Below are 21,190 nucleotides of genomic sequence, written 5' to 3'. Positions count from 1 at the left end.
ATGCTGCCGCTGGTCGCCCTGGTTGGACGGCCGAATGTCGGCAAGTCCACATTGTTCAATGCGCTGACGCGCAGCCGCGACGCGCTGGTTCATGACCAGCCGGGCGTGACCCGCGACCGTCATTACGGTGTGTGCCGGCTGCAGCCGGAGACGCCGTTCGTGATCGTCGATACCGGTGGTATTTCCGGCGAAGAAGAGGGGCTGGCTGGGGCCACGGCCAGTCAGGCGCGTGCCGCCGCTGGCGAGGCCGATCTGGTGCTGTTCGTGGTCGATGGCCGCGAAGGCGCGTCCTCGCTGGACGACGAGATCCTGTCCTGGCTACGCAAGCTGGCGCGGCCGACTATATTGCTCATCAACAAGATTGATGGCACAGATGAAGATCAGGTCCGTGCCGAGTTCGCACGCTACGGCCTGGGCGAGGCGATCGCGGTGTCCGCCGCACACCGCCAGGGCATCGACGACCTGCTCGACCACGTATTGGCACGGTTGCCGGAAGAGGGCGCTGGCGAAACCCTGGACACCGACCCTGGGCGCATGCGTATCGCCTTCGTCGGTCGCCCCAACGTTGGCAAATCGACTCTAGTCAATCGGTTGCTGGGCGAGGAACGCATGATCGCTTCCGACGTGCCCGGCACCACCCGCGATTCGATCGCGGTGGATCTGGAGCGCGATGATCGTCCGTACCGCTTGATCGACACCGCCGGCCTGCGCCGCCGCGGCCGGGTAGAAGAAGCCGTGGAAAAGTTCAGCGTGTTCAAGACGCTGCAAGCGATCGAGCAATGCGAGGTGGCAGTGCTGCTGCTCGACGCCAGCGAAGGCGTCACCGATCAGGATGCTAGCGTGCTTGGGGCGATTCTGGATGCCGGCCGTGCCCTGGTGGTGGCGGTGAATAAGTGGGACGGACTGACCGACTACCAGCGCGAGCAGGCCGAGGCGTTGCTGTCGCGCAAGCTGGGCTTTGTGCCTTGGGCCGAAGCGGTGCGTATTTCTGCCAAGCACGGGTCGGGCTTACGCGAACTGTTTCGCGCCATTCATAACGCGCATGCCTCCGCAGTGCGCGAGTTCAGCACCAGCGAAGTCAATCAGGCGCTGGAAGTGGCTTACGAGAGCAATCCACCGCCAAGCATCCGTGGCCATGTCTCCAAGCTGCGCTATGTCCATCCGGGAGGCAGCAATCCGCCGACCTTCATCGTGCACGGCACCCGCTTGAAGGTTCTGCCGGAGTCGTACAAACGCTATCTGGAGAACTTTTTTCGCAAGCGTTTCAAGTTGGTTGGCACACCGGTGCGCTTCATGTTCCGCGAGGGCGCCAACCCATACGAAGGCAAGAAAAACGTACTGACCGAGCGCCAAATCGCCAAAAAGCGGCGTTTGATGAAGCACGTGCGCGGCAAGTAAGCGCGCGATGGACCCACGGCGTGCGATCACCCTCGGCATCTTGGCCGGTGGCCGCGCGCAACGCCTGGGCGGCCTCGATAAAGCCTGGCTACAGTACGACGGTCAGCCGTTAGTACAGCGTCTTGCACAGACACTAGCGCCGACAGTGGCGGCGGTGCTGGTCAGTGCCAATCGCGATCTGTCGCGTTACGCCGCCATCGGTTTGCGGGCGGTGCCGGACCGAATCCAGGCACCTGCCCAGGCACCGCGTTCGCTGGGGCCGATCGCCGGCGTGGATGCCTTGGCGGCCGCCTGTTTCACGCCCTGGCTGCTGACCGTGCCGGTGGATGCGTGTCAGCTACCACCGGCATTGCCGGCGCTGTTGGCCGCGGTGGGCGTGGCCGGTGATGGTGCTTGGCTTGAGGATGCGGCCGGCGTGCAGCCGCTGGTGGCGTTGTACCGACTCGCCGCGTTGCGACCCGCACTGGACGCGGCGCTGGCGGCGGCGGTCTATGCGCCGTGGCGGCTACAACAAGGCCTGGACATGGTTCCGCTGCGGTTGCCTGATCTTGTTCTGGGCAATCTGAACACGCCCCAGGATTTGTCCGCAGCGGGTATCCTGCCGACGTCATGACCGACTATCCCACCCGAATCACCTACGCGGATGCGCTGGCCATCGTCGTTACCGCCGCGCGCACGCGCCCGGTCAACGCCGAACGCCTGGCGCTGCAACGTACCGATGGTCGCATCCTGCTGGAACCGCTGGATGCGTCGATTGATCTGCCGCCGTTCGCCAACAGCGCGATGGACGGGTTCGCGTTGCGTCATTGTGACCTGACACCTGACGCGCCCAGTGCCTTGCGTCTGGTCGGCGAACAGTTCGCTGGCGCGGACCGGCAACAGGCGATTGCTCCCGGACAGTGCCTGCGGGTGACCACCGGCGCACCGTTGCCGGTGGGGGCGGACACGGTCGTCATCAAGGAAAACGCGGTCGAGCACGACGCTCTGGTGGAGTTTACGGGGATGCCTGCCCGTGGCGAGCACGTGAGGGCTCAGGGCGAGGATGTACGCGTCGGCGAGCGTGTGCTTGAGCCCGGCATGCTGTTGACGCCCTCGCGCATCGGCCTGGCAGCGGCGTTGGGAGTGTCCCAGCTTACCGTCGCGGCACGACCGACCGTGGCGGTGTTTGCGACTGGCGACGAACTGGTCGAGCCAGGCATGCCGTTGCAGCCCGGACAGATCTATAACAGCAACCGCGACCTGTTGATGGCGCAATTGCGCTTGCTCGGCCTGGCACCCACAGCCTGGCCGACTTTGCCGGACGATCCGCTATGTATCCAGGCCATGCTGGCCGACGCGGCGTCGGCATTCGACGTGGTGCTGACCTGCGGTGGCGTGTCCGCCGGCGAGAAGGACTATCTGCCCCGGCTGCTGGCCGAGCGCGGTCGCGTCCATTTCTGGAAGGTGCGCATGCGCCCGGGCATGCCGGTGCTGTTCGGCGAATGGGATCACGCCTTGTTCCTGGGCTTGCCCGGCAATCCGGTCTCGGTGCTGGCGACGTTTTTGGCGATTGGGCGACCATTACTGGACGCGTTGCAGCGGCGGGCCGAGCCACACCGCGCTTGGCGCGCGCGACTTGCAGCCGCGTGGGACAAGCGTCACGATCGACTGGAGTTCCTGCGTGGGCGCATGCGCTGTGACGCATACGGACAACTGTGGGTGGAGCCGAATCCGGCCGATGGCTCGCATCGGTTGCGGGGGGCGGCCGACAGCGATGTGCTGCTGCGACTGGAAGAAGGCGCGCGTCGTTTCGAGGCTGGCGAGGTGGTCGAGGTGGTGCCTTACTGAGCACTCCAGACCGCTGCATCGGCGATACGGTTTACGCCGATAATAGGTTCATGAGCATTCGAGAACTGACGCCGCTACAGGCCCATGCGCGCGTTGCGCAGGGCGCGCGGCTGATCGATATCCGCGAGGAACACGAGTATGCCTCGGGCATGGCCGAGGGTGCGCTTGGTGTGCCCCGTGCGCAGTTGCAAGCCGATCCGGCCGCCTATATCGACATGGGCAACGAGATCCTGTTGATCTGTCAAAGCGGCAGACGTTCGCAGGAAACCGCTGCGTTCTTGCAACAGCTCGGCTATTCCCAGGTCGCCTCGGTCCTGGGCGGCACTACCGGCTGGCAGCGCGAGGGCCTGCCGCTGCAACCTCCCGCGCTACCGCCGGAGCAGCAGGACTTCCTGGAGCGCTATGCGCGCCACCTGCGTCTGCCCGAGGTTGGCATTGAAGGTCAGCGTCGGCTACAGGCCGCACGCGTGCTACTGGTCGGTGCCGGTGGGTTGGGCTCCCCGGCCGGTGTCTATCTGGCGGCGGCCGGCGTCGGACACCTGCGCATCGCCGACGATGACCTGGTCGAGCGCAGTAATCTGCAACGGCAGATCCTGCACAGCGACGCGCGGATCGGGCAGCCCAAAGTGGACTCGGCGGCAACGGCGTTGGCCGCGCTGAACCCCGGCGTGCAGGTGGAAGCGGTGCGCGAGCGGGTCACGGCGGACAACGTCGAACGCCTGTTGCAGGATGTGGACGTGGTGCTGGATGGCTCGGACAATTTCCCCGCGCGCTACCTGCTCAACGACGCTTGCGTGAAGTTGGGCAAGCCGCTGGTGTATGGCGCGGTGCAGCGCTTCGAGGGGCAGGTCAGCGTGTTCGATGCTGGCCGCCAGCGCGGCCTAGCGCCTTGCTACCGTTGTCTGTTCCCGGAACCGCCACCGGCGGAATTCGCGCCCAACTGCGCCGAGGCCGGCGTGCTCGGCGTGCTGCCCGGTATCGTTGGCCTGTTGCAGGCCAACGAGGTGCTGAAATTGTTGCTTGGCATCGGCGAGCCGCTGAGTGGGCGCCTGCTGCATGTCGACGTGCTGGCGATGCGCTTCCGCGAGACCCGCCTGGCGGCCGATCCGCATTGTGCGCTATGCGCGCCGGGACGGCCCTTCCCCGGATACATCGATTACGCGCGGTTCTGCGGCGCGTCGCACTGACGTCGCCACCGCACTTGGCGACGGTTTCTTGCTGTGCCCCGGATTGACCTGTCAGCCGTGCCGACGCTGCGCTTCGGCGAAGGCGGCCAGTTGTTCCGGTGTCGCCTCGGCCTGATACTGCGCTTTCCAATCGGTGAACGGCATACCGTAAACGCGCTCGCGTGCCTGCTCCTTGCTCAGGATCTGGCCTTCGGTCGCTGCCGCCTCGCGGTACCAGTCGGCCAGACAGTTGCGGCAGAAGCCGGCCAGGATCATCAGGTCGATATTCTGCACGTCGGTGCGGTCTTGATTCAGGTGCTGCAACAAGCGACGGAATGCGGCGGCCTCGATGCGGGTGGTGTCGGTCATGATGGAATCGGGGACAATGGGCGTCCCCCGACTCTACACCCGCTCGCCCCGATGACCGACTCTGCGCCTGTCTCCCCCGTTCCGGCCCGCATTCTCGATGGGCGGCGCATCGCCGAAGATTTGCTCGATGAACTGAAGACGCGGGTCGACGCCCGGTTGGCTGCTGGGCAGCCCAGGCCCGGTTTGGCGGTGGTGTTGGTCGGCGGCGATCCGGCTTCCACCGTGTACGTGCGCAACAAGCGGCGCGCAGCAGAGAAGGTCGGCATCGAGGCGTTCGATTACGACCTGCCGGCGGGCACTGGCGAGGCCGAGTTGCTTTCGTTGATCGATCAGCTCAACGCCGATCCCAAGATCCACGGCATTTTGGTGCAGCTGCCGCTCCCCGGCATTGCCGATGCGAGTCGGCTGATCCACCGTATCGACCCGCGCAAGGATGTGGACGGTTTCCATCCGCAGAACGTTGGCCACCTGGCACTGCGCGAATTCGGCCTGCGACCCTGCACCCCCCGCGGCATCGTCACCTTGCTGGCGCACACCGATCAACCGGTGCGCGGCCGCAACGCCACCATCGTCGGGGTCAGCAACCACGTTGGCCGGCCGATGGCGCTGGAACTGCTGATCGCCGGTTGCACGGTCAGTTGCTGCCACAAGTTCACCCCGGCCGACGTGCTGCAGACACACGTCCGCGACGCCGACATCCTGGTGGTGGCGGTGGGCCGGCCGGGGCTGATCCCGGGCGACTGGGTCAAGCCTGGTGCGGTGGTCATCGATGTCGGCATCAACCGCCTGGACGATGGTCGCCTGGTCGGCGATGTCGGCTTCGAAGCGGCGGCGCAGCGCGCCAGTTGGATCACCCCGGTCCCTGGCGGAGTGGGGCCGATGACGGTGGCGACGCTGATGCAGAACACCATCGAGGCTGCGGACGCGGCCTTGCGCCGCTGAGCCGCCGTGCATGCCAATGGCAAGGGCGCGCGCGGTGAAACGCCGCGTCCCGGATCCTGTTGGATGCGCGCATAGCTTCACATCATCTTTCGGGCTAAAATATCCCGCTTCCCCACATTCGGGTCCGCCGATGCTGCGCATCCAGGCTGAAGCTCTCACCTACGACGACGTTTCGCTCGTTCCTTCTCATTCGACCGTCCTGCCCAAGGATGTCAGCCTGGAAACCCGGCTGACACGCGAGTTGCGCCTGAAACTGCCGATCCTATCGGCTGCGATGGATACAGTGACCGAGCACCGTCTTGCGGTGGCCATGGCGCAGCTCGGCGGCATCGGCATCATCCACAAGAACCTGACCCCGGCGCAGCAGGCGGCCGAAGTGGTCAAGGTCAAGAAGTTCGAAGCTGGCGTGATCACCGAACCGTTCACCGTCGGCCCGGAAACCACCATCGGCGAAGTGCTGAAACTGACCCGCGCGCGCAACATCTCCGGCGTGCCGGTGGTGGACGGCAGCGGCCTGGTCGGCATTGTCACCAGCCGCGACATGCGCTTTGAGAAGAAGCTCGACGATCCGGTCCGCCACATCATGACCAAGAAGGATCGCCTGATCACTGTGCGCGAAGGCGCCAGCGACGAGGAAGTGCTGCAATTGCTGCACCGCCACCGCATCGAGAAGATTTTGGTGGTCAACGACAGCTTCGAACTGCGCGGCCTGATCACGGTCAAGGACATCCAGAAGAAGACCGATAACCCCAATGCCGCCAAGGATGCGTCCACGCGCCTGCTGGTCGGCGCCGCTGTGGGCGTTGGCGGCGACACTGAACAACGCGTGGAACTGCTCGCCGCGGCGGGCGTGGATGTGATCATCGTCGATACCGCGCACGGCCACGCGCAGGGCGTGATCGACCGCGTGGCCTGGGTCAAGAAAACCTACCCGCAATTGCAGGTGATCGGCGGCAACATCGTCACCGGCGACGCCGCGCTGGCGTTGATGGACGTCGGCGCCGACGCGGTCAAGGTCGGTGTTGGGCCGGGGTCGATCTGCACTACGCGCGTGGTCGCTGGTGTCGGCGTGCCGCAGATCACCGCGATCGACATGGTCGCCGAGGCGTTGCAAGACCGCATTCCGCTGATCGCCGACGGTGGCATCCGTTATTCCGGCGACATCGGCAAGGCGCTGGTGGCAGGCGCCTCCACGGTCATGGTCGGTGGCCTGTTCGCTGGCACCGAAGAAGCGCCGGGCGAAGTTGAACTATTCCAGGGCCGCAGCTACAAGAGCTACCGCGGCATGGGCAGCCTGGGCGCGATGGAGAAGGGTAGTAAGGACCGCTACTTCCAGGACGCTTCCGATGCCGACAAGCTGGTGCCGGAAGGCATCGAAGGGCGCGTGCCGTACCGCGGCCCGCTCAGCGGCATCATCCACCAACTGGTCGGCGGTCTGCGCGCGACCATGGGATATGTGGGCTGTGCGACCATCGAGGACATGCGTGCCAAGCCCCAGTTCGTCACCATCACCGGTGCCGGCCAGCGCGAGAGTCATGTCCATGACGTACAGATCACCAAGGAACCGCCGAACTACCGCATGGGCTAAGCGCCGCGACTCGGGACTCGGAACTCGAGACGAGGCATAGCCGTCGAACGGCGAGGCAGGAAGCGATTTCTCCTCGCCGTTTTTTTCATCGTCACAGCGCTAGCGGATCGCAGGAGCCCGAGTCCCGCATCCTACATCCCGAGTCCCGATGACCAACATCCACAGCGACAAGATCCTTATCCTCGATTTCGGCGCGCAGTACACGCAACTGATCGCACGACGCATCCGCGAACTCGGCGTGTATTGCGAGATCTGGGCTTGGGATCATGACCCCGCCGAAATCGTCGGCTTCGGTGCCAAGGGCATCATCCTTTCAGGTGGCCCTGAGTCGACCACCTTGCCGGGCGCACCGGCTGCGCCGCAGGAGGTGTTCGACAGCGGCTTGCCGCTGCTGGGCATCTGCTATGGCATGCAGACAATGGCCGCGCAACTTGGTGGTGCCACCGAAGCCGCCGATCAGCGCGAGTTCGGTCATGCAGAAGTGGACGTGGTCGCGCCCGACGCCTTGTTTTCCGGCCTGACCGATCACCCAGGCAGCGCGCGTCTGAACGTCTGGATGAGCCACGGCGACCACGTCGCCAAGGTGCCGCCAGGCTTCACCATCAGCGCCGTGACCGACCGCATCCCGGTCGCGGCCATGGCCAACGAAGCCAAACGCTGGTACGGCGTGCAGTTCCATCCAGAGGTCACTCACACCCTGCAGGGCCAAACCCTGCTGCGTCGCTTCGCGGTGGATGTATGCGGCTGCGCGACGCTGTGGACGGCGGCCAACATCATCGACGATCAGATCGCGCGAGTGCGTGCGCAAGTCGGCGACGACGAGGTGATCCTCGGCCTATCCGGTGGTGTCGATTCCTCCGTGGTCGCCGCACTGCTGCACAAGGCCATCGGCGATAAGCTCACCTGCGTCTTCGTCGATACCGGCCTGTTGCGCTGGCAGGAAGGCGACCAGGTGATGGCCATGTTCGCCGAGCACATGGGCGTCAAAGTGATTCGCGTCAATGCTGCCGAGCGTTACTTCAACGCATTGGCTGGCATCAGTGATCCGGAAGCCAAACGCAAGGTCATCGGCAACCTGTTCGTGGACATATTCGATGAAGAATCGAACAAGCTGCACAACGCCAGGTGGCTGGCACAGGGCACCATCTACCCGGATGTGATCGAGTCGGCCGGCAGCAAGACCGGCAAGGCCCACGTCATCAAGAGCCACCACAACGTCGGTGGTTTGCCCGAGCATATGAAGCTGGGCCTGGTCGAGCCGCTGCGCGAACTGTTCAAGGACGAAGTGCGGCGTCTGGGCGTCGAGCTCGGTTTGCCGCGCACCATGGTTTACCGCCATCCGTTTCCCGGCCCTGGTCTGGGCGTGCGCATCCTTGGCGAAGTGAAGCCGGAATACGCCGAACTGCTGGCCAAGGCCGACGCCATTTTCATCGACGAACTACGCAAAGCCGATCTATACGACAAGACCAGCCAGGCTTTCGCGGTCTTTTTGCCGGTGAAATCGGTGGGCGTCGTCGGCGACGCCCGCGCCTACGAATGGGTGATTGCGCTGCGTGCGGTGGAGACGATCGATTTCATGACCGCGCACTGGGCGCACCTGCCGTACGACTTCCTGGGTACGGTGAGCAACCGCATCATCAACGAATTACGTGGTGTCTCGCGGGTGGTCTACGACATCTCTGGAAAGCCTCCGGCAACGATCGAGTGGGAATGATTCGGCGTCTGGCATCGGCTGGCATCGAGTAGCACTAGAACATAGCTAAGTCCGCGTCACTGCAGGCTTTTTTGTGATCTTGTTTGGCACTGGCTGGCAATATTTGGTATCGCCAAGTACCGTTTTTTCATGGCATGATGAATGGCATTGAGTGCTTCGATGCCATGAGATTCCATCGATACCATGTAGCCATCTTTCTAATGTTCATGGTATTGATTTGGCGTAGTGCAATGATTTCATTGAGTTTTTACGCCAGGATGGGCTAACTCTAGGTCATGGTATCTGAGCCGAACCAGGGCGAGAACCATGCTGACCGATACCAAGCTGCGTAACCTCAAGCCGAGGGACAAGCTCTACAAGGAAAACGACCGCGATGGCCTCTATGTGGCCGTCACGCCTGCCGGGGCGATCTCGTTCCGCTACAACTACTCGATCCACGGTCGCCAGGAGACCATCACCTTCGGTCGCTACGGTGTTGGCGGCATCACCCTTGCGGAAGCCCGTGAGCGGCTGGGCGAGGCCAAGAAGATGATCGCGGCCGGGAAGTCGCCGGCCAAGGAGAAGGCGCGGGACAAGGCCCGCGTCAAGGGCGCGGAGACGTTCGGGGCCTGGGCGGAAAAGTGGCTGCGAGGCTATCAGATGGCCGACTCCACACGTGACATGCGCCGCTCGGTCTACGAGCGCGAGCTGAAGCCGAAATTCGGCAATCAGAAGCTGGTGGAGATCACCCACGAGGACTTGCGCGCCCTCACCGATGCCATCGTGGAGCGCGGTGCGCCGGCCACGGCCGTGCATGCCCGCGAAGTGGTGCTCCAGGTCTACCGCTGGGCCATCGAGCGAGGCCAGAAGGTCGAGAATCCGGCCGAGTTGGTGCGCCCCACCAGCATCGCCAAGTTCGAGCCGCGCGACCGAGCGCTGACGCCTGACGAGATCGGCCTGATGTACCAGTACATGGAACGCATCGGCACGACGCCATCTATCCGCGCGGCCGCCAAGTTGCTGCTGCTGACTATGGTGCGCAAGAGCGAGCTGACCAACGCGACCTGGAGTGAGATCAACTTCAGCGAGGCGCTTTGGACGATCCCGAAGGAGCGGATGAAGCGGCGCAATCCGCATCTGGTGTTCCTATCCAGGCAGGCGCTGGACATTTTCATTGCCCTCAAGACCTTTGCTGGCGGCTCGGACTACGTGCTGCCGTCGCGGTACGACTCGGACTTACCCATGAGTAGCGCCACGCTCAACCAGGTGCTGACGCTGACGTATCGGCTGGCGCAGAAGGAAGGGAAGCCGCTCATCAAGTTCGGGCCACATGACTTGCGGCGCACGGCAAGCACGCTACTACATGAGGCCGGCTACAACACGGACTGGATTGAGAAGTGCTTGGCGCACGAGCAGCGAGGCGTCAGGGCCGTCTACAACAAGGCCGAGTACCGCGAGCAGCGAACGGCGATGTTGCAGGACTGGGCGGACATGATCGACGAATGGACGTTGAATCGGCCGAAGGGTCCGCCAGTTGAAGTCAGTCGTTAGACTGCTAAGGGAGCCATGCCAATGGACGTGCACTATGTTTATTTGATTGCCTGCCGAAGTGAAAGCAAGATTTACGTAAAGATTGGTTTGACATCAAGCATTCAACGTCGCCTATCAAATATCCAAACTGGATGCCCGCACCCGATTACGCACGCTTTCGTTGTGCGATCCGCGTACCGTGAAGAGGTTATGGGCCTAGAAAAGCTTCTGCATGCACTCTTGGAACCAGAACGCCTTCGTGCGGAGTTGTACGTGGGAACGAAGAGATTTTTTGCAACACTTGATGCCGTGCTTTCGAGAATAAACGAAGGCGGGTTCACCCACGAAGAGCTTTTGGATATGCCGGATTTCGTGGGCTCGGAGTTCGAAGTCATGCTGCATCGACATGAGTTTCAGTTTTTAAGAATTCAATTGCCTATTCGAAAGGGCAGCGATCCGATTGAAAACGCGCAAGAGGCATGTTCAACGAAGATTGCTGACATGTTGCGAGATTTGTCTGATCCGTTTTTTTCGCGGGCTGGCAAGCTGGCCGCCGAACCCCAGCAGTAGGGTTTCATTGATACTTGAGGGACGCAGCATTTTAGCCGCTGAAAGCAGCAACGCTGCCTGCCGCGACCGCCGGTGCAAAACCGGGACGCATAGCCTGGGTGCCAGATGACTTGCGCGCCTCAATCCATTCCTCAACTTCGGCCAAGTCCCACGCGACGTTTCGGCTAGTGAGTGCGATGCGACGCGGGAACTCCTCGCGTTGCTCCATGTTGAAAATCGTGCGCTCAGACAGCGGGATCATCGCCAGTAGCTTCTTGCGGTTGATGAGCGTCTTGTTTGTCGTTGTCTGCATGCCTGGGCCTCTTTCAGTACTTGCGAGCTAGTGCCTGATGATGCTTGGCAATGCGGATTGTTTCGTCCTATTAATTGGTCAATTAGATTGACGCCTAGAGCGTTGCTTTGAGATCAAGTGAAACATCGCGGAGATTGATGCCATCGCCTTCGATATTGCTTGACGTTCCACGCCAAGCTTTCTCGCAATCTCCGAATGATTGAGTCCAGACCACCGGAGCATCAGCATCTGCTTCTTGCGATCCGATAACTTCGAGTCCACCATCCGCCGCGCTAGATTGCGTAATTCGGCATTGTCTGCCGGCCGTAAAGTTTGGCCAGCGACGTAGTGGAAGAAGTAGCTGTCGACAAGCTGATCGCCCGACTTCACTTGGGGAGTGGCTGGCTTTGCGCACTGCTGGCTAAGCCTTGCCAGCTCAAGGTCAAATTGCGCTAGTGATCGCGTTGCTTGTCTATATGCAGGGTTCCATGCGCCGCTCGGTAATTTAGGCCGATGGTCCAAGCAGTACAGGCTACTCAGTCGAAGTATTTCCTCTGGGTCGTCAGCTTTGGGATCATCACTTCCGCAGGCGAATGAGGTCAGTTCGGTAAGTGATCCGCAGAATCGGCAGAACCCCTGGAGGCGTTCGCCATTCAGGCGACTGTCACGCACCTTTGACTTCGCGGGCCGTTTGGATGCGCAATCCCATACCAGCTCGATAAGCGATTCCAGCGTTGCGACAAAGCGCTGATCTCTTGCTGATTGTCGATCTTCGGTGAGAACGAACGCGCGCAGTAGCTGCCGCTGCAAGCGAACCATCGCATCAAGTCCTACTAATCGAATGATCGCACTGAAGCCTACCCCTGTGCCGGCTCCAGGGACGTGGCCCGAATAGCGCGCCGGAAGGGTCGCTATATACGCCGCCACGGCGGGATCGATCAGTTCCTGTATCAATCGCACGATGGGGTAACGGCGCGAGGATGAGGAGTACGGCCGCCAACGATGCTGGAACTGCTCGATAGCCTGCGAGACTGTGTTATCGCAGCTCTTCCAGATGGTGATGATGGGCTCTTTTTCCATGTCAACTATTTTGGAAAATTAATAAGGTGTAGGCAACCCATAAAACCCCTAGCCTCCGTAATAGTTCGATTGATTACGGAGGTTTACGCAATGACGATGGAAGACACGCTGTTGCAACGCTTCGGTCCGCTGCTAAGCATCGCGCAGCTCGCCTCTGTCCTGCATCGCTCGCCTGATGGACTGCGGATCAGTCTGCGTGCGACGAACGAGTGGTCGCAGCGGATCAACAAGGCTCGTTTGAAGATCGGCCGGCGGGTCTACTTTCGAACGTCACAGATTGCCAAAGCGTTGAGCGACGAGTCCCTGTATTGAGCGGGGATCAGCGTCATGATGATTGATGTACTGGCGGCGTTTGAGCACGAACCGCCGATATTGGACTTCATATGGCCCGGCTTCCTCGCGGGCACTGTCGGCGCACTTGTCGCTCCGGGAGCCACAGGGAAAAGCTTTTGGGCACTAGAGGCGGCCATGAGCATCGCTTGTGGCGTCGCTGGTGGCGACCTTATCGGCCTGGCACCTGTGCGCACGGGGCGCGTGGTCTATCTGGCTGGGGAGGATCCACCACCCGCGCTTGTGCGGCGCATTCACGCCATCGGCCAGCACCTCGGACACGCGGCACGCCAAGCCATCGCAGAGAACCTTGCGCTTGAGCCGATCATGGGCAAGTGCCTGAACGTCATGGATGAGGCTCACTTGCGCCGCGTCATCGAGTACAGCGCCGGGGCGAGGCTGATCGTGCTGGACACCCTGAGCCGCATCCACGCCCTCGATGAGAACAGCAACGGCAATATGGCCCACCTCGTGGCCGTCCTGGAGCAGGTCGCTGCTACCACGGGCGCATCCGTGCTCTACCTGCACCACGTCAGCAAGGGAAGCGCCCGCGAAGGGCAGACCGACCAGCAGCAGGCTGCGCGTGGCGCGTCCGCGCTGATCGACAACGCCAGGTGGTGCGGTTACGTCGCCCGCATGACTGAGGATGAGGCGAAGCGCCTCAGCGAACGCGCTCATGACCGGCAGCCCATCGGCGATGAGCGGCGCGGCTACTTCGTGCGTTTCGGCGTCAGCAAGCAGAACTACGACGCCACGCCGCTTGATCGCTGGTACATGCGGCACGCCGGCGGCGTGCTGGTGCCGGTGGAGCTGCATGAGGCCAGCAGGAATGAGGAGAAGGGACGCGATGGCCGGAGGCGAAGCGATGGCTTTTGACCTCACCCATGCCAGGCACGATCCAATGCACTGCTTGGTCCCTGGCCTGTTCCGTAGTCTCAAGCGCGGTGAGCGGAAGAAGCTCAAGCTCGATGTGACATATCACTACGCCGAGAATGAACAAGCGCGATTTGTCGGCTTCGAGCCTCTTGGTGCTGATGACATGCGGCTGCTGCAAGGTCTTGTGGCTCTTGGAGGGCCGAAGGGCATCATCCTGACGCCAGAGCCAACAGCGGGCTTACCGAAGCAGCTCCGTCTATTCCTTGCGCCGAAGTTCGACGCGGTAGGGCATGATGCGCTGGTCGTGAGAGAGAGTATGAGTAGCCTGCTAGGCGAAATCGGCTTGACCGATGGCGGAGACAATATCCGGGCGATCAAGGCGAGCTTGCTGCGCATGGCAAACGTGACGGTGGTAGTCACCAAGGGAAGCAGGCAAAGGTCTTTTCACCTGATGAGCTATGCCTTCGACGAGGAGGACGGGCGGTTATTCGTCGCGCTGAATCCCCAGATCGCGGAGGCGATTCTTGGGCGGCGCCCGTATACCCGCATTGAGATGGCCGAGGTGCGGGCGCTACAAACCGACCCGGCCCGCCTGATTCACTAACGGCTATGCGGCTGGATCGATCCCGGCAAAGCCGGGCGTGTGGAACTCGATACCCTTTCTGGCTACGTCTGGCCGGACGAGGCGAACGCCGAGGCCATGAAGAAGCGCCGCCATAAGGCCCGCAAGGCTCTGACCGAGCTTGCCACCGTGGGCTGGAGGGTCAGCGAGTATGCGGCAGGGAAGTGGGAAATTGGCAGGCCGAAGCCCGTAGTAACGTTCCCCAAGCTCCGTAGCAATGTTCCCTTTCATCCGTAGCAACGTTCCCCGCCTCAAACCGGAAAACATAGCAACGGCGCGAGCTTGCGGCTAGTTCGCAAATTCCATCCATGATCTTCCAAGATCATCCACTAGGCGCGGCACTTGCCGCCGCCCTTTAGGGCGACGCCAAGCATCTTGCCGATGGTCGGCCTTCGGCCGTTGTGTTGTACGCCAGGAGAATGGTCGCTTCTTGTGTCGCGTTGGGTGGTCAGTGCCCACCAGTGCTATCGAAGTGTAGTTGCTCAACGCATTTCGTTGACAGATGAGGGATCATGATCCGGCTCCATACCCCTCTTGGAGTTCAATCCTTCAGGTCTGGACGGCTCGAAGAGCTTCGATGCGAGGCGTCGCCTGCGCGGAACTACCGAAGCCAAAGTGACGCTTCTTTTTAGCCGCTAAAATTTCCGTTCGGCTCAATTGACCCAATCCAGTCGTTGCGCGATGGCACTCCACCGCGCCTCTGCGGACGCCCATGCCACCTCCATGTCTGGCCGCGAGACAATCCAGCTCGTCAATTCGGTGTTGAGGGCGTGTAGGACGCCAAGACGGAATAGCTCTTGCTGTACCTGATCGTTGTCCAGACAAAGCCGCAGACACCTGCAAATTCCGTTGCCGTCGAGACCAAGTGGGACGATGGCTTCGACTTCCTGATGCATTCGGTACAAGGCGATCGCTTTCACCATGTGCTCAAGTGTTAGGGGCGAGTGATCGTATTCGGCCAGCAGCAGATCGGCCTCGAATTCGGCGAGAACCACATCAAGCGTCCGCCATTCCTTCAGTTCGCCGGAAAGTATCGACTGCAATTCGGCCACTGGTCCCCACATCGCTTTCCATAGTCCTGCCGGGCCATTTTCATGCAGAGCGTGAGCATCGGTATGAAGGCGCGTGAGCAGCTTTATTTGCTGCGCCGACAGCGGTTTCTCGCCACTGAAGCTGGATCGCCATTTTCCGGACTGCTGCGTCAGCATGCCGACATTGTCGTCAAAACACGCTGCGAACTGATGTGGATTCTTTGCTCCCATACGAGCGGCGAGCACATGCAGTAACGCCGCCGCACGCATTCCCCCTTGCCTTTTTTCCAAGTCACTGCGTACAGGTCGCGCCATAGGTCTTCAAGTCCTAGTAAGAAAACGCCTGATTATTTGTACTGTAATTCTAGGCGAAATTTCCCAAGAATTCACGCAACAAAATTAATCAATCGGATTCAAGCCAATTGTGTGAATTCAATGTTCGAAATCTTGAAAGAGCGGTACGGGGTGGTCATGACTTTGGAGCAACTGGCTACGACGTTGAGCCGAAAGCCGGAAGGCTTGCGAATGGCGCTGATCAATTCAAAGAGCGATTGGGCGCGGCATCTCAATGCTCGGAAGGTTTATGTCGGCCGTCGCATGTATTTCCCCACCGAGGCGGTTGCACGCCTGTTTGATACCGGCAGCGGAGCACAAGGAGGCCTATATGAAGAAGCGAATTTCGATAGATATATTGGACATGAAAGCGGCGAATTTTCGTGAGCTAGCGACTAGCTGTACTCAATCGAACAAGCCACGGGAAGGCGTCACGAGTCACGGCGATCTGACGCCCTCCAAGTTGCTTGCAATGCTTGCTGAAGACGCAGGTATGGTGATTAGCCGCCCAGGAAGTTGGGAGTGCGCCAACTTGGATCAGGTGCTGTTTTCGCACAGTTACGAGGTTTGATTCCATGAAATCTCTATCAGAACGAATCGCCGAGCGCGCCTTGAGGCAGGCCATTGGAAGGAATGCAAGAAATCGAGCTGCGTTTCTGCTCGTGCGGACAGAAGTTCAAGCATCCATCAATGATGGGCATTCGCTGATGAGCATCTGGGAGGCATTGGTGGAAGAAGGACACATCCGCTACAGCTACCCGACTTTCCGCAGATATGCCAACGAACTGACGCGCAAGCAGGAAGTGGTTCGGTAGTACTCAGCAACCTTGCTGCATTCAACCATCAACTTCCTGGAGTCGAACAAAACATGTATTTTCTCGACCAATGCAGCATTCGAACGTTGTTCTTTCGACTGACCGAGAGTGGAATGGAAAATCAACAGCGACTTGTCAATCACAGGAAGGTCCTGCTTCGTTTCGGAAGCGGTGGTATACCGGGCAGGATATGTGAAGTAGGCCCACCGGCAAGCCAGTGTTCCTTCTTCACTTTCCCTTATTCGCGCCTTTTGCGCTCAACGGGAATCCTGCTCTGCGAGGCCAGCGGCTACCGCCGCTCATAGGAGAAACGATGCAAGACAAGGTGACGCGCAAGGGCAGTCCACCTATCAAGGTGTACTGTCTGCCGCCGAGCGGGCAGCGGTTCAAGCAAGGGAGGTAAGGAGATTGAGCGGCGCGGGAGCCGCGCCATTTCTTGACACCGTGACATGACACCAAAGGGCCGGGCTTCGGTGTCGCTCTGGTCAATTATCGATAGCTGTCCTGGCGAAGCTACTCGATGACCCTTAAGGCCATGCATCAAAGGAGTACCGTCATGAAGAGAATTTTAGCAGCTAAAACGATCATGCTTGCACTCGCGGTCGCCTGCGCAGTTTCGCCGTCGACGCAGGCCGGCATTCCGGTGATCGACGCGACGAACGTTGTGCAAACGACGATCAGTGCCATGCAAAACGTCGCTGCCGTGGCAAAACAGATTCAGCAGTACGAGACGCAGTTGCAGCAGTACCAGAACATGCTGCAAAACACGGTCGCGCCGGCTGCCTACGTGTGGGACCAGGCAAACCAGACCATCAGCAAGCTCCTGCAAGCGCAGGACATGCTGAACTACTACAAGAACCAGGCCGGAAGCATCGATAGCTATTTGTCGCGTTACCAGGACGTAGCCTATTACCGCTCGTCGCCGTGCTTCACCGCGACGGGGTGCACAGATGCGCAGCGGCAAGTCTTGCTTGATGCGCAGGCCAACGGCTCGGCGGCACAGAAAAGGGCGAACGATGCCGTGTTGCAAGGCGTCGATCAACAACAACAAGCACTAGTGACAGACGCCGCGAATCTTCGCCAGTTGCAGTCGCAAGCAACGGGCGCGCAGGGCCAAATGCAGGCATTACAGGCGGCGAACCAGCTCGCTAGCGCGCAGACGAACCAGCTCCTGCAAATCCGGGGCATGCTGGCCGCGCAGGCAACGGCAGCCGCGACCCGCGCGCAGGTGATTGCAGATCGAGAGGCGCAGCAGGCGGCATCGGCCAAGCAGCTTCGTGACGGCAGCAACATCACCAACTCGACGCCGAAGAACTGGACCTTTGAATAAGGAGGCGATGATGAAATTCACTATCGTGCTCTCCCTGATCGCAGTCCTTGCCGGCTGCAACGAAAGAAGCACTCAGATTGAGGCCAAGCAGACTGCCGCAGCGAAACAACTGCGTGATGGCAGCAACATCGTCACCCCCTCGCCAAAGAACTGGACATGGGGTGATACACCGTCACAACCACAGAAGAAAGATCAATGACTGAGAACCGCACTATGAAAATGATATTTTCCAGCGGCGGCAAGCTCTCTATGCTCGGCTTGATGGCCGTCATGTACTCGACAACCGTGACGGCCGCGCCGATGAATGCCGACGTGGTCGATTCGGTGATGGGGAAATACCAGGCTGCGGCCAGCGCGTGGGGCAGCGTCATGGTGAGCTACGCATCGTGGTTGTTTTGGGGCCTCGCGCTGATCAGCATGGTATGGACGTTCGGGATGCTGGCGTTGAAAAATGGCGGCATTCAGGAGGCACTGGCTGAAATCGTTCGCTTCTTCGCGGTGCTCGGCTTCTTCTGGTGGATTCTGTCCAACGGGTCTGAAATTGCCGATTCCATCGTCAAGTCGATGTGGATGATCGGCGCGAAGGCCATTGGTCAGTCAACCGACTTTACGCCAGGAGGTATCGTGCAAATCGGCTACGACATCTTTACCAAGACGCTCGATCAGTCGTCGGTCTGGTCGCCCACGGACAGCGTGGTAGGGCTTCTCATGGCGTTGGTCGTAATGACCGTTCTTGTGATTGTCGGCGTGAACTTGCTCCTAGTCTTTGTGTCAGCCTGGATCATGATCTACGGCGGGGTGTTCTTTCTGGGCTTCGGTGGGGCGCGTTGGACGTCAGATATCGCGATCAGCTACTACAAGCATGTGTTGGCAATCGGGGCCGAAATGATGGTAATGCTGCTGCTCATTGGTATCGGAAAGACGTTTATCAACGAGTACTACGCCAGCATGAGAGCCGGAATCGACCTCAAGGAAATGGCGATCATGCTTATCGCCGCGTTCGTACTGATGTATTTGACGAACAAGGTACCACCGAGGATAGCGGGCATTGTCGGGGTCGGCGGCGCTGGCTCCGTTGGCGGTGTAGGGGTTGGTTCTGTAATGGCCGCAGCCGCTATGACGGCAAGCGCGGCAGCCTCGGCGGGCTCGACCGCGATGGTAGGCGTAACCAGCGCGGCGGGCGGAACCTCTGCTCTCAAGGCCGCGTTCCAGTCCGCGCAACAAAACATGGCGGACGGCACCGGCATGTTCTCCCGTGGCGGTAGCAGCGATGGCGGCTCGGGCAGCGTCGGCGGTTGTTCGGGTGGTGCTTCGCCTGGTGGTTCTGGCGGCAGCGGTGGCTTCGCCTCTGCGATGGGCACGGCCGGTCGATTCGCGGCCGACATGGGCGCTAATTTGGCGAAGGGTGCGGGCCAAGTTGCGAAGGATAAGGCCGGAAGCATGGCCGCGTTCGCGAATGACCGAATCGCAGACACCACGGGCGGCAAGATCGCATCAACGATTCGCAATAGCGGGGCGTCGGACGCGGGTCAAGGGAGCTTCGCAGGCGATAGCCTGGGTTCGGCCACAGATCGGGTTGAGCCGACCAACGATGAAGTGGCGGCCTTCGTCAACAAACGTCCGGTGCAAGACGACGCCTGAACCGGAATCGCACCGGCCGGCGGCAACCGGCTGGCACTTCCACGTAACAACACCTGCTAGAGAGGTGAAGCATGGCAACTACGCATGATATCGAAGCGCGGCAAGTTATCCATCACGCCGCAACGCAACTCGCTGACTTGGACTTCATGGACCAGCGTACCGCTCAGGAGCTATCGACAATGGCCGAAGCCGTTGCGAACCTGTTCATGGTCGTCTTCTACCAGGCCGAAACAGGGCGGGCAACGCACGGGGATTTCAGTGAGGCAATGGCCGCCGTACGCCAAACGTTGAAGCATTAGCGCAGCGGCGTTTCAGTTGGATGTTGTAGCCCGCTGCAACATCCAACAAACTTCGTCGGCTCGGCCGGCACGAGACAATGACAGAGCGCGACTTCATATCGTTGCCGAGAGCTAAGCAGGATGACCTCCGTGCAAGAGCAAGCCGTTCGACCAACACGTAACGGGGAGCGGTAAGAAGGATAGGAATATTATTATTCTTACTGGCCCGTCCGGACGAGTACTATGCCGCAGCCGGCAGAAGAGAGCCGATTGGAGTCGTGATGAGTGACGTCCTCAAAGGAGTCGATGCCTTTATAGGCATCCTGAAAGGCAAGACGAACGGTGCTAGGTTGAGCATTGAGGAAATCAACGAGGCGATTGCTGAAGCTGGGGCCGAGGCTGGAATGAGCGGTGTTACCGTCGGCCCAGCAGCGCGGCCGCGCTATACACTGGACGAATTACTGGCATCCGTCACCCCCGACAATCAGCACGGGAAGGTCGATTTTGGTTCACCGGTCGACCGAGAGATACTTGACCAGGACGAATAAGAGCAACGACGTTAGACGGTCACTGCCCGCACAGCCTCCGGCGCATTCGGGCAAACATGTCTGACCCGTGCGTGGCGTGCCCCTATGAGGCGGTGGACAAGAGCGACGGCGTGCAAGGCTATTGCGGTCTCTTGAGAGAGTCGGCTGCCCCTTCATCTTGAGGATCGAGCACTGCCACTAGTGATAAATTCTCGCGCATTGTGGCTCAATGCGTGTTCAGAAAACGGTGGTTTTCTGAACATACCGAAGTGCCCCCGGTTTTTGGTCGCCGAATCAGTTCATGGGTGTTAATATACCCGTAAATTTTTCAATGTCCTGATTCCGTCAATGAATCAACGCATAGGATACGCTCGCGTATCAATCGATGACCAGCACTTAGACCTTCAGCGTGACGCGCTCACGCAGGCCGGGTGCGGTGCGATCTATGAGGAAGCGATCGGCGGTAAGAACGTAGCCCGCCCTGAGCTTGAGCAGTGCAGAAAGGCGCTGAGGGCTGGCGACACCCTTGTCGTCTGGCGATTGGATCGGCTTGGCCGCAGTTTGCCCGACCTAGTGCAGATCGTGGCCGACCTTGAACAGCAAGGTGTGGGCTTTGAAAGTTTGACTGAGAAGATCGAGACAGGCAGTGCAGCGGGCAAGTTGGTTTTCCACGTGTTTGCGGCGCTGGCTGAGTTCGAGCGTGGGTTGATCCGGGAGCGCACGCAGGCCGGGCTTGCTGCCGCTCGTGCCAGAGGCCGGGTCGGCGGCCGGAAACCCAAACTGGACGATCAGCAGGTGCGCGAGATCAAGGCGCTGCTGCGCGATCCTGACATTCAGGTGGCTGACGTGGCTCGCCGTTATGGCGTGTCACGTACGACGATCTACAAGCACTGTGGTGTCGTGCCACCGAACATAAGAAGCAGGTCATGAGCCCCGTACTAATCGAACAAACCATCTCAGACCTTGCGGAGCA

General features: G+C 60.5%; 23 protein-coding genes and 1 pseudogene. 20 read left to right on the top strand and 4 right to left on the bottom strand.

The genetic code is table 11. The features are described from left to right. From der to moeB, 4 genes are read left to right on the top strand one after another with little or no spacing between them, the layout of a single operon-like run. Positions 1-1,398 carry a ribosome biogenesis GTPase Der gene (gene der, locus XaFJ1_RS07590; protein WP_012916088.1) on the top strand — a complete coding sequence of 466 codons (1,398 nt, stop codon included), beginning with the start codon at positions 1-3 and terminating at the stop codon, positions 1,396-1,398. Positions 1,399-1,405: 7 nt separating this feature from the next. After that, complete coding sequence (gene mobA / locus XaFJ1_RS07585; protein ID WP_012916087.1) at positions 1,406-2,011, top strand: molybdenum cofactor guanylyltransferase; 606 nt, start codon at positions 1,406-1,408, stop codon at positions 2,009-2,011. Continuing rightward, entirely contained in the window at positions 2,008-3,225 is a 1,218-nt protein-coding gene (locus XaFJ1_RS07580) for a molybdopterin molybdotransferase MoeA (protein ID WP_012916086.1), read from the top strand. Before mobA ends, XaFJ1_RS07580 begins: the two co-directional genes overlap by 4 nt. Before the next feature lie 50 nt (positions 3,226-3,275). Continuing rightward, complete coding sequence (moeB, locus tag XaFJ1_RS07575) at positions 3,276-4,412, top strand: molybdopterin-synthase adenylyltransferase MoeB (RefSeq protein WP_012916085.1); 1,137 nt, start codon at positions 3,276-3,278, stop codon at positions 4,410-4,412. 51 nt (positions 4,413-4,463) lie between these two features. On the opposite strand, the gene XaFJ1_RS07570 is transcribed toward moeB, so the two are convergent. After that, positions 4,464-4,760 carry a DUF1244 domain-containing protein gene (locus XaFJ1_RS07570; protein ID WP_012916084.1) on the bottom strand — a complete coding sequence of 99 codons (297 nt, stop codon included), beginning with the start codon at positions 4,758-4,760 and terminating at the stop codon, positions 4,464-4,466. Between the two features lie 51 nt (positions 4,761-4,811). On the opposite strand from XaFJ1_RS07570, the gene folD reads away from it, so the two are divergent. From folD to XaFJ1_RS07545, 5 genes are all read left to right on the top strand, one after another. After that, positions 4,812-5,702 (top strand): bifunctional methylenetetrahydrofolate dehydrogenase/methenyltetrahydrofolate cyclohydrolase FolD, encoded by an 891-nt coding sequence (gene folD / locus XaFJ1_RS07565; protein WP_012916083.1) that lies wholly within the window; start codon positions 4,812-4,814, stop codon positions 5,700-5,702. Positions 5,703-5,832: 130 nt separating this feature from the next. After that, the gene (gene guaB, locus XaFJ1_RS07560) at positions 5,833-7,290 is read left to right on the top strand and encodes an IMP dehydrogenase (protein WP_012916082.1); all 1,458 of its coding nucleotides are present in this window, start codon (positions 5,833-5,835) and stop codon (positions 7,288-7,290) included. Between the two features lie 148 nt (positions 7,291-7,438). Next, positions 7,439-9,004: a glutamine-hydrolyzing GMP synthase gene (guaA, locus tag XaFJ1_RS07555; protein ID WP_012916081.1), complete on the top strand. Its 1,566-nt coding sequence runs from the start codon at positions 7,439-7,441 to the stop codon at positions 9,002-9,004. A 306-nt stretch (positions 9,005-9,310) separates the two neighbouring features. Further along, on the top strand, positions 9,311-10,534 hold the full coding sequence (locus XaFJ1_RS07550) for a tyrosine-type recombinase/integrase (RefSeq protein WP_012916080.1): 1,224 nt from the start codon (positions 9,311-9,313) through the stop codon (positions 10,532-10,534). Positions 10,535-10,555: 21 nt separating this feature from the next. Then, a complete protein-coding gene (locus tag XaFJ1_RS07545; protein ID WP_155393667.1) occupies positions 10,556-11,083 on the top strand; it encodes a GIY-YIG nuclease family protein in 528 nt (175 codons plus the stop codon). A gap of 31 nt (positions 11,084-11,114) precedes the next feature. On the opposite strand, the gene XaFJ1_RS07540 is transcribed toward XaFJ1_RS07545, so the two are convergent. Together XaFJ1_RS07540 and XaFJ1_RS07535 are read right to left on the bottom strand one after the other, a co-directional pair. Next, entirely contained in the window at positions 11,115-11,375 is a 261-nt protein-coding gene (locus tag XaFJ1_RS07540) for a helix-turn-helix transcriptional regulator (protein WP_012916079.1), read from the bottom strand. A gap of 78 nt (positions 11,376-11,453) precedes the next feature. Continuing rightward, positions 11,454-12,434: a hypothetical protein gene (locus XaFJ1_RS07535; protein WP_012916078.1), complete on the bottom strand. Its 981-nt coding sequence runs from the start codon at positions 12,432-12,434 to the stop codon at positions 11,454-11,456. A gap of 90 nt (positions 12,435-12,524) precedes the next feature. On the opposite strand from XaFJ1_RS07535, the gene XaFJ1_RS07530 reads away from it, so the two are divergent. From XaFJ1_RS07530 to repC, 3 genes and pseudogenes are all read left to right on the top strand, one after another. Further along, positions 12,525-12,746 carry a hypothetical protein gene (locus XaFJ1_RS07530; protein ID WP_012916077.1) on the top strand — a complete coding sequence of 74 codons (222 nt, stop codon included), beginning with the start codon at positions 12,525-12,527 and terminating at the stop codon, positions 12,744-12,746. A gap of 15 nt (positions 12,747-12,761) precedes the next feature. Beyond that, a complete protein-coding gene (locus XaFJ1_RS07525) occupies positions 12,762-13,640 on the top strand; it encodes a helicase RepA family protein (protein ID WP_012916076.1) in 879 nt (292 codons plus the stop codon). Continuing rightward, positions 13,579-14,499 (top strand): annotated as a pseudogene (repC, locus tag XaFJ1_RS07520) (replication protein C, IncQ-type). The gene XaFJ1_RS07525 and the pseudogene repC overlap by 62 nt, the downstream one beginning before the upstream one ends. A gap of 416 nt (positions 14,500-14,915) precedes the next feature. Here repC and XaFJ1_RS07515 read toward each other — a convergent pair. Beyond that, entirely contained in the window at positions 14,916-15,608 is a 693-nt protein-coding gene (locus XaFJ1_RS07515) for a hypothetical protein (RefSeq protein WP_045756866.1), read from the bottom strand. Between the two features lie 120 nt (positions 15,609-15,728). Here XaFJ1_RS07515 and XaFJ1_RS07510 point away from each other — a divergent pair, with 120 nt between their 5' ends. From XaFJ1_RS07510 to XaFJ1_RS07475, 8 genes are all read left to right on the top strand, one after another. Beyond that, on the top strand, positions 15,729-16,013 hold the full coding sequence (locus XaFJ1_RS07510) for a hypothetical protein (RefSeq protein WP_012916073.1): 285 nt from the start codon (positions 15,729-15,731) through the stop codon (positions 16,011-16,013). Positions 16,014-16,201: 188 nt separating this feature from the next. Then, positions 16,202-16,441, top strand: a complete 240-nt coding sequence (locus tag XaFJ1_RS07505; RefSeq protein WP_012916072.1) for a TraK family protein — start codon at positions 16,202-16,204, stop codon at positions 16,439-16,441. 556 nt (positions 16,442-16,997) lie between these two features. Continuing rightward, positions 16,998-17,771: a P-type conjugative transfer protein TrbJ gene (trbJ, locus tag XaFJ1_RS07500; RefSeq protein WP_012916071.1), complete on the top strand. Its 774-nt coding sequence runs from the start codon at positions 16,998-17,000 to the stop codon at positions 17,769-17,771. Positions 17,772-17,781: 10 nt separating this feature from the next. Then, positions 17,782-17,970 (top strand): hypothetical protein, encoded by a 189-nt coding sequence (locus XaFJ1_RS07495; protein WP_230598065.1) that lies wholly within the window; start codon positions 17,782-17,784, stop codon positions 17,968-17,970. Next, positions 17,967-19,412 carry a P-type conjugative transfer protein TrbL gene (gene trbL, locus XaFJ1_RS07490; RefSeq protein ID WP_045756862.1) on the top strand — a complete coding sequence of 482 codons (1,446 nt, stop codon included), beginning with the start codon at positions 17,967-17,969 and terminating at the stop codon, positions 19,410-19,412. Before XaFJ1_RS07495 ends, trbL begins: the two co-directional genes overlap by 4 nt. Before the next feature lie 71 nt (positions 19,413-19,483). Further along, a complete protein-coding gene (locus XaFJ1_RS07485) occupies positions 19,484-19,711 on the top strand; it encodes a type I toxin-antitoxin system ptaRNA1 family toxin (RefSeq protein WP_012916069.1) in 228 nt (75 codons plus the stop codon). Positions 19,712-19,971: 260 nt separating this feature from the next. Then, entirely contained in the window at positions 19,972-20,238 is a 267-nt protein-coding gene (locus XaFJ1_RS15895; protein ID WP_045756861.1) for an AbrB/MazE/SpoVT family DNA-binding domain-containing protein, read from the top strand. 327 nt (positions 20,239-20,565) lie between these two features. Further along, the gene (locus XaFJ1_RS07475; RefSeq protein ID WP_012916068.1) at positions 20,566-21,147 is read left to right on the top strand and encodes a recombinase family protein; all 582 of its coding nucleotides are present in this window, start codon (positions 20,566-20,568) and stop codon (positions 21,145-21,147) included. The last annotated feature ends 43 nt before the right edge of the window (positions 21,148-21,190 follow it).

The sequence above is a fragment of the Xanthomonas albilineans genome (assembly GCF_009931595.1).
GTDB classification, from domain to species: Bacteria; Pseudomonadota; Gammaproteobacteria; order Xanthomonadales; family Xanthomonadaceae; genus Xanthomonas_A; species Xanthomonas_A albilineans.
Note: the sequence above shows the minus strand (reverse complement) of the source record. Positions and strands in the feature narration are given on the sequence as shown.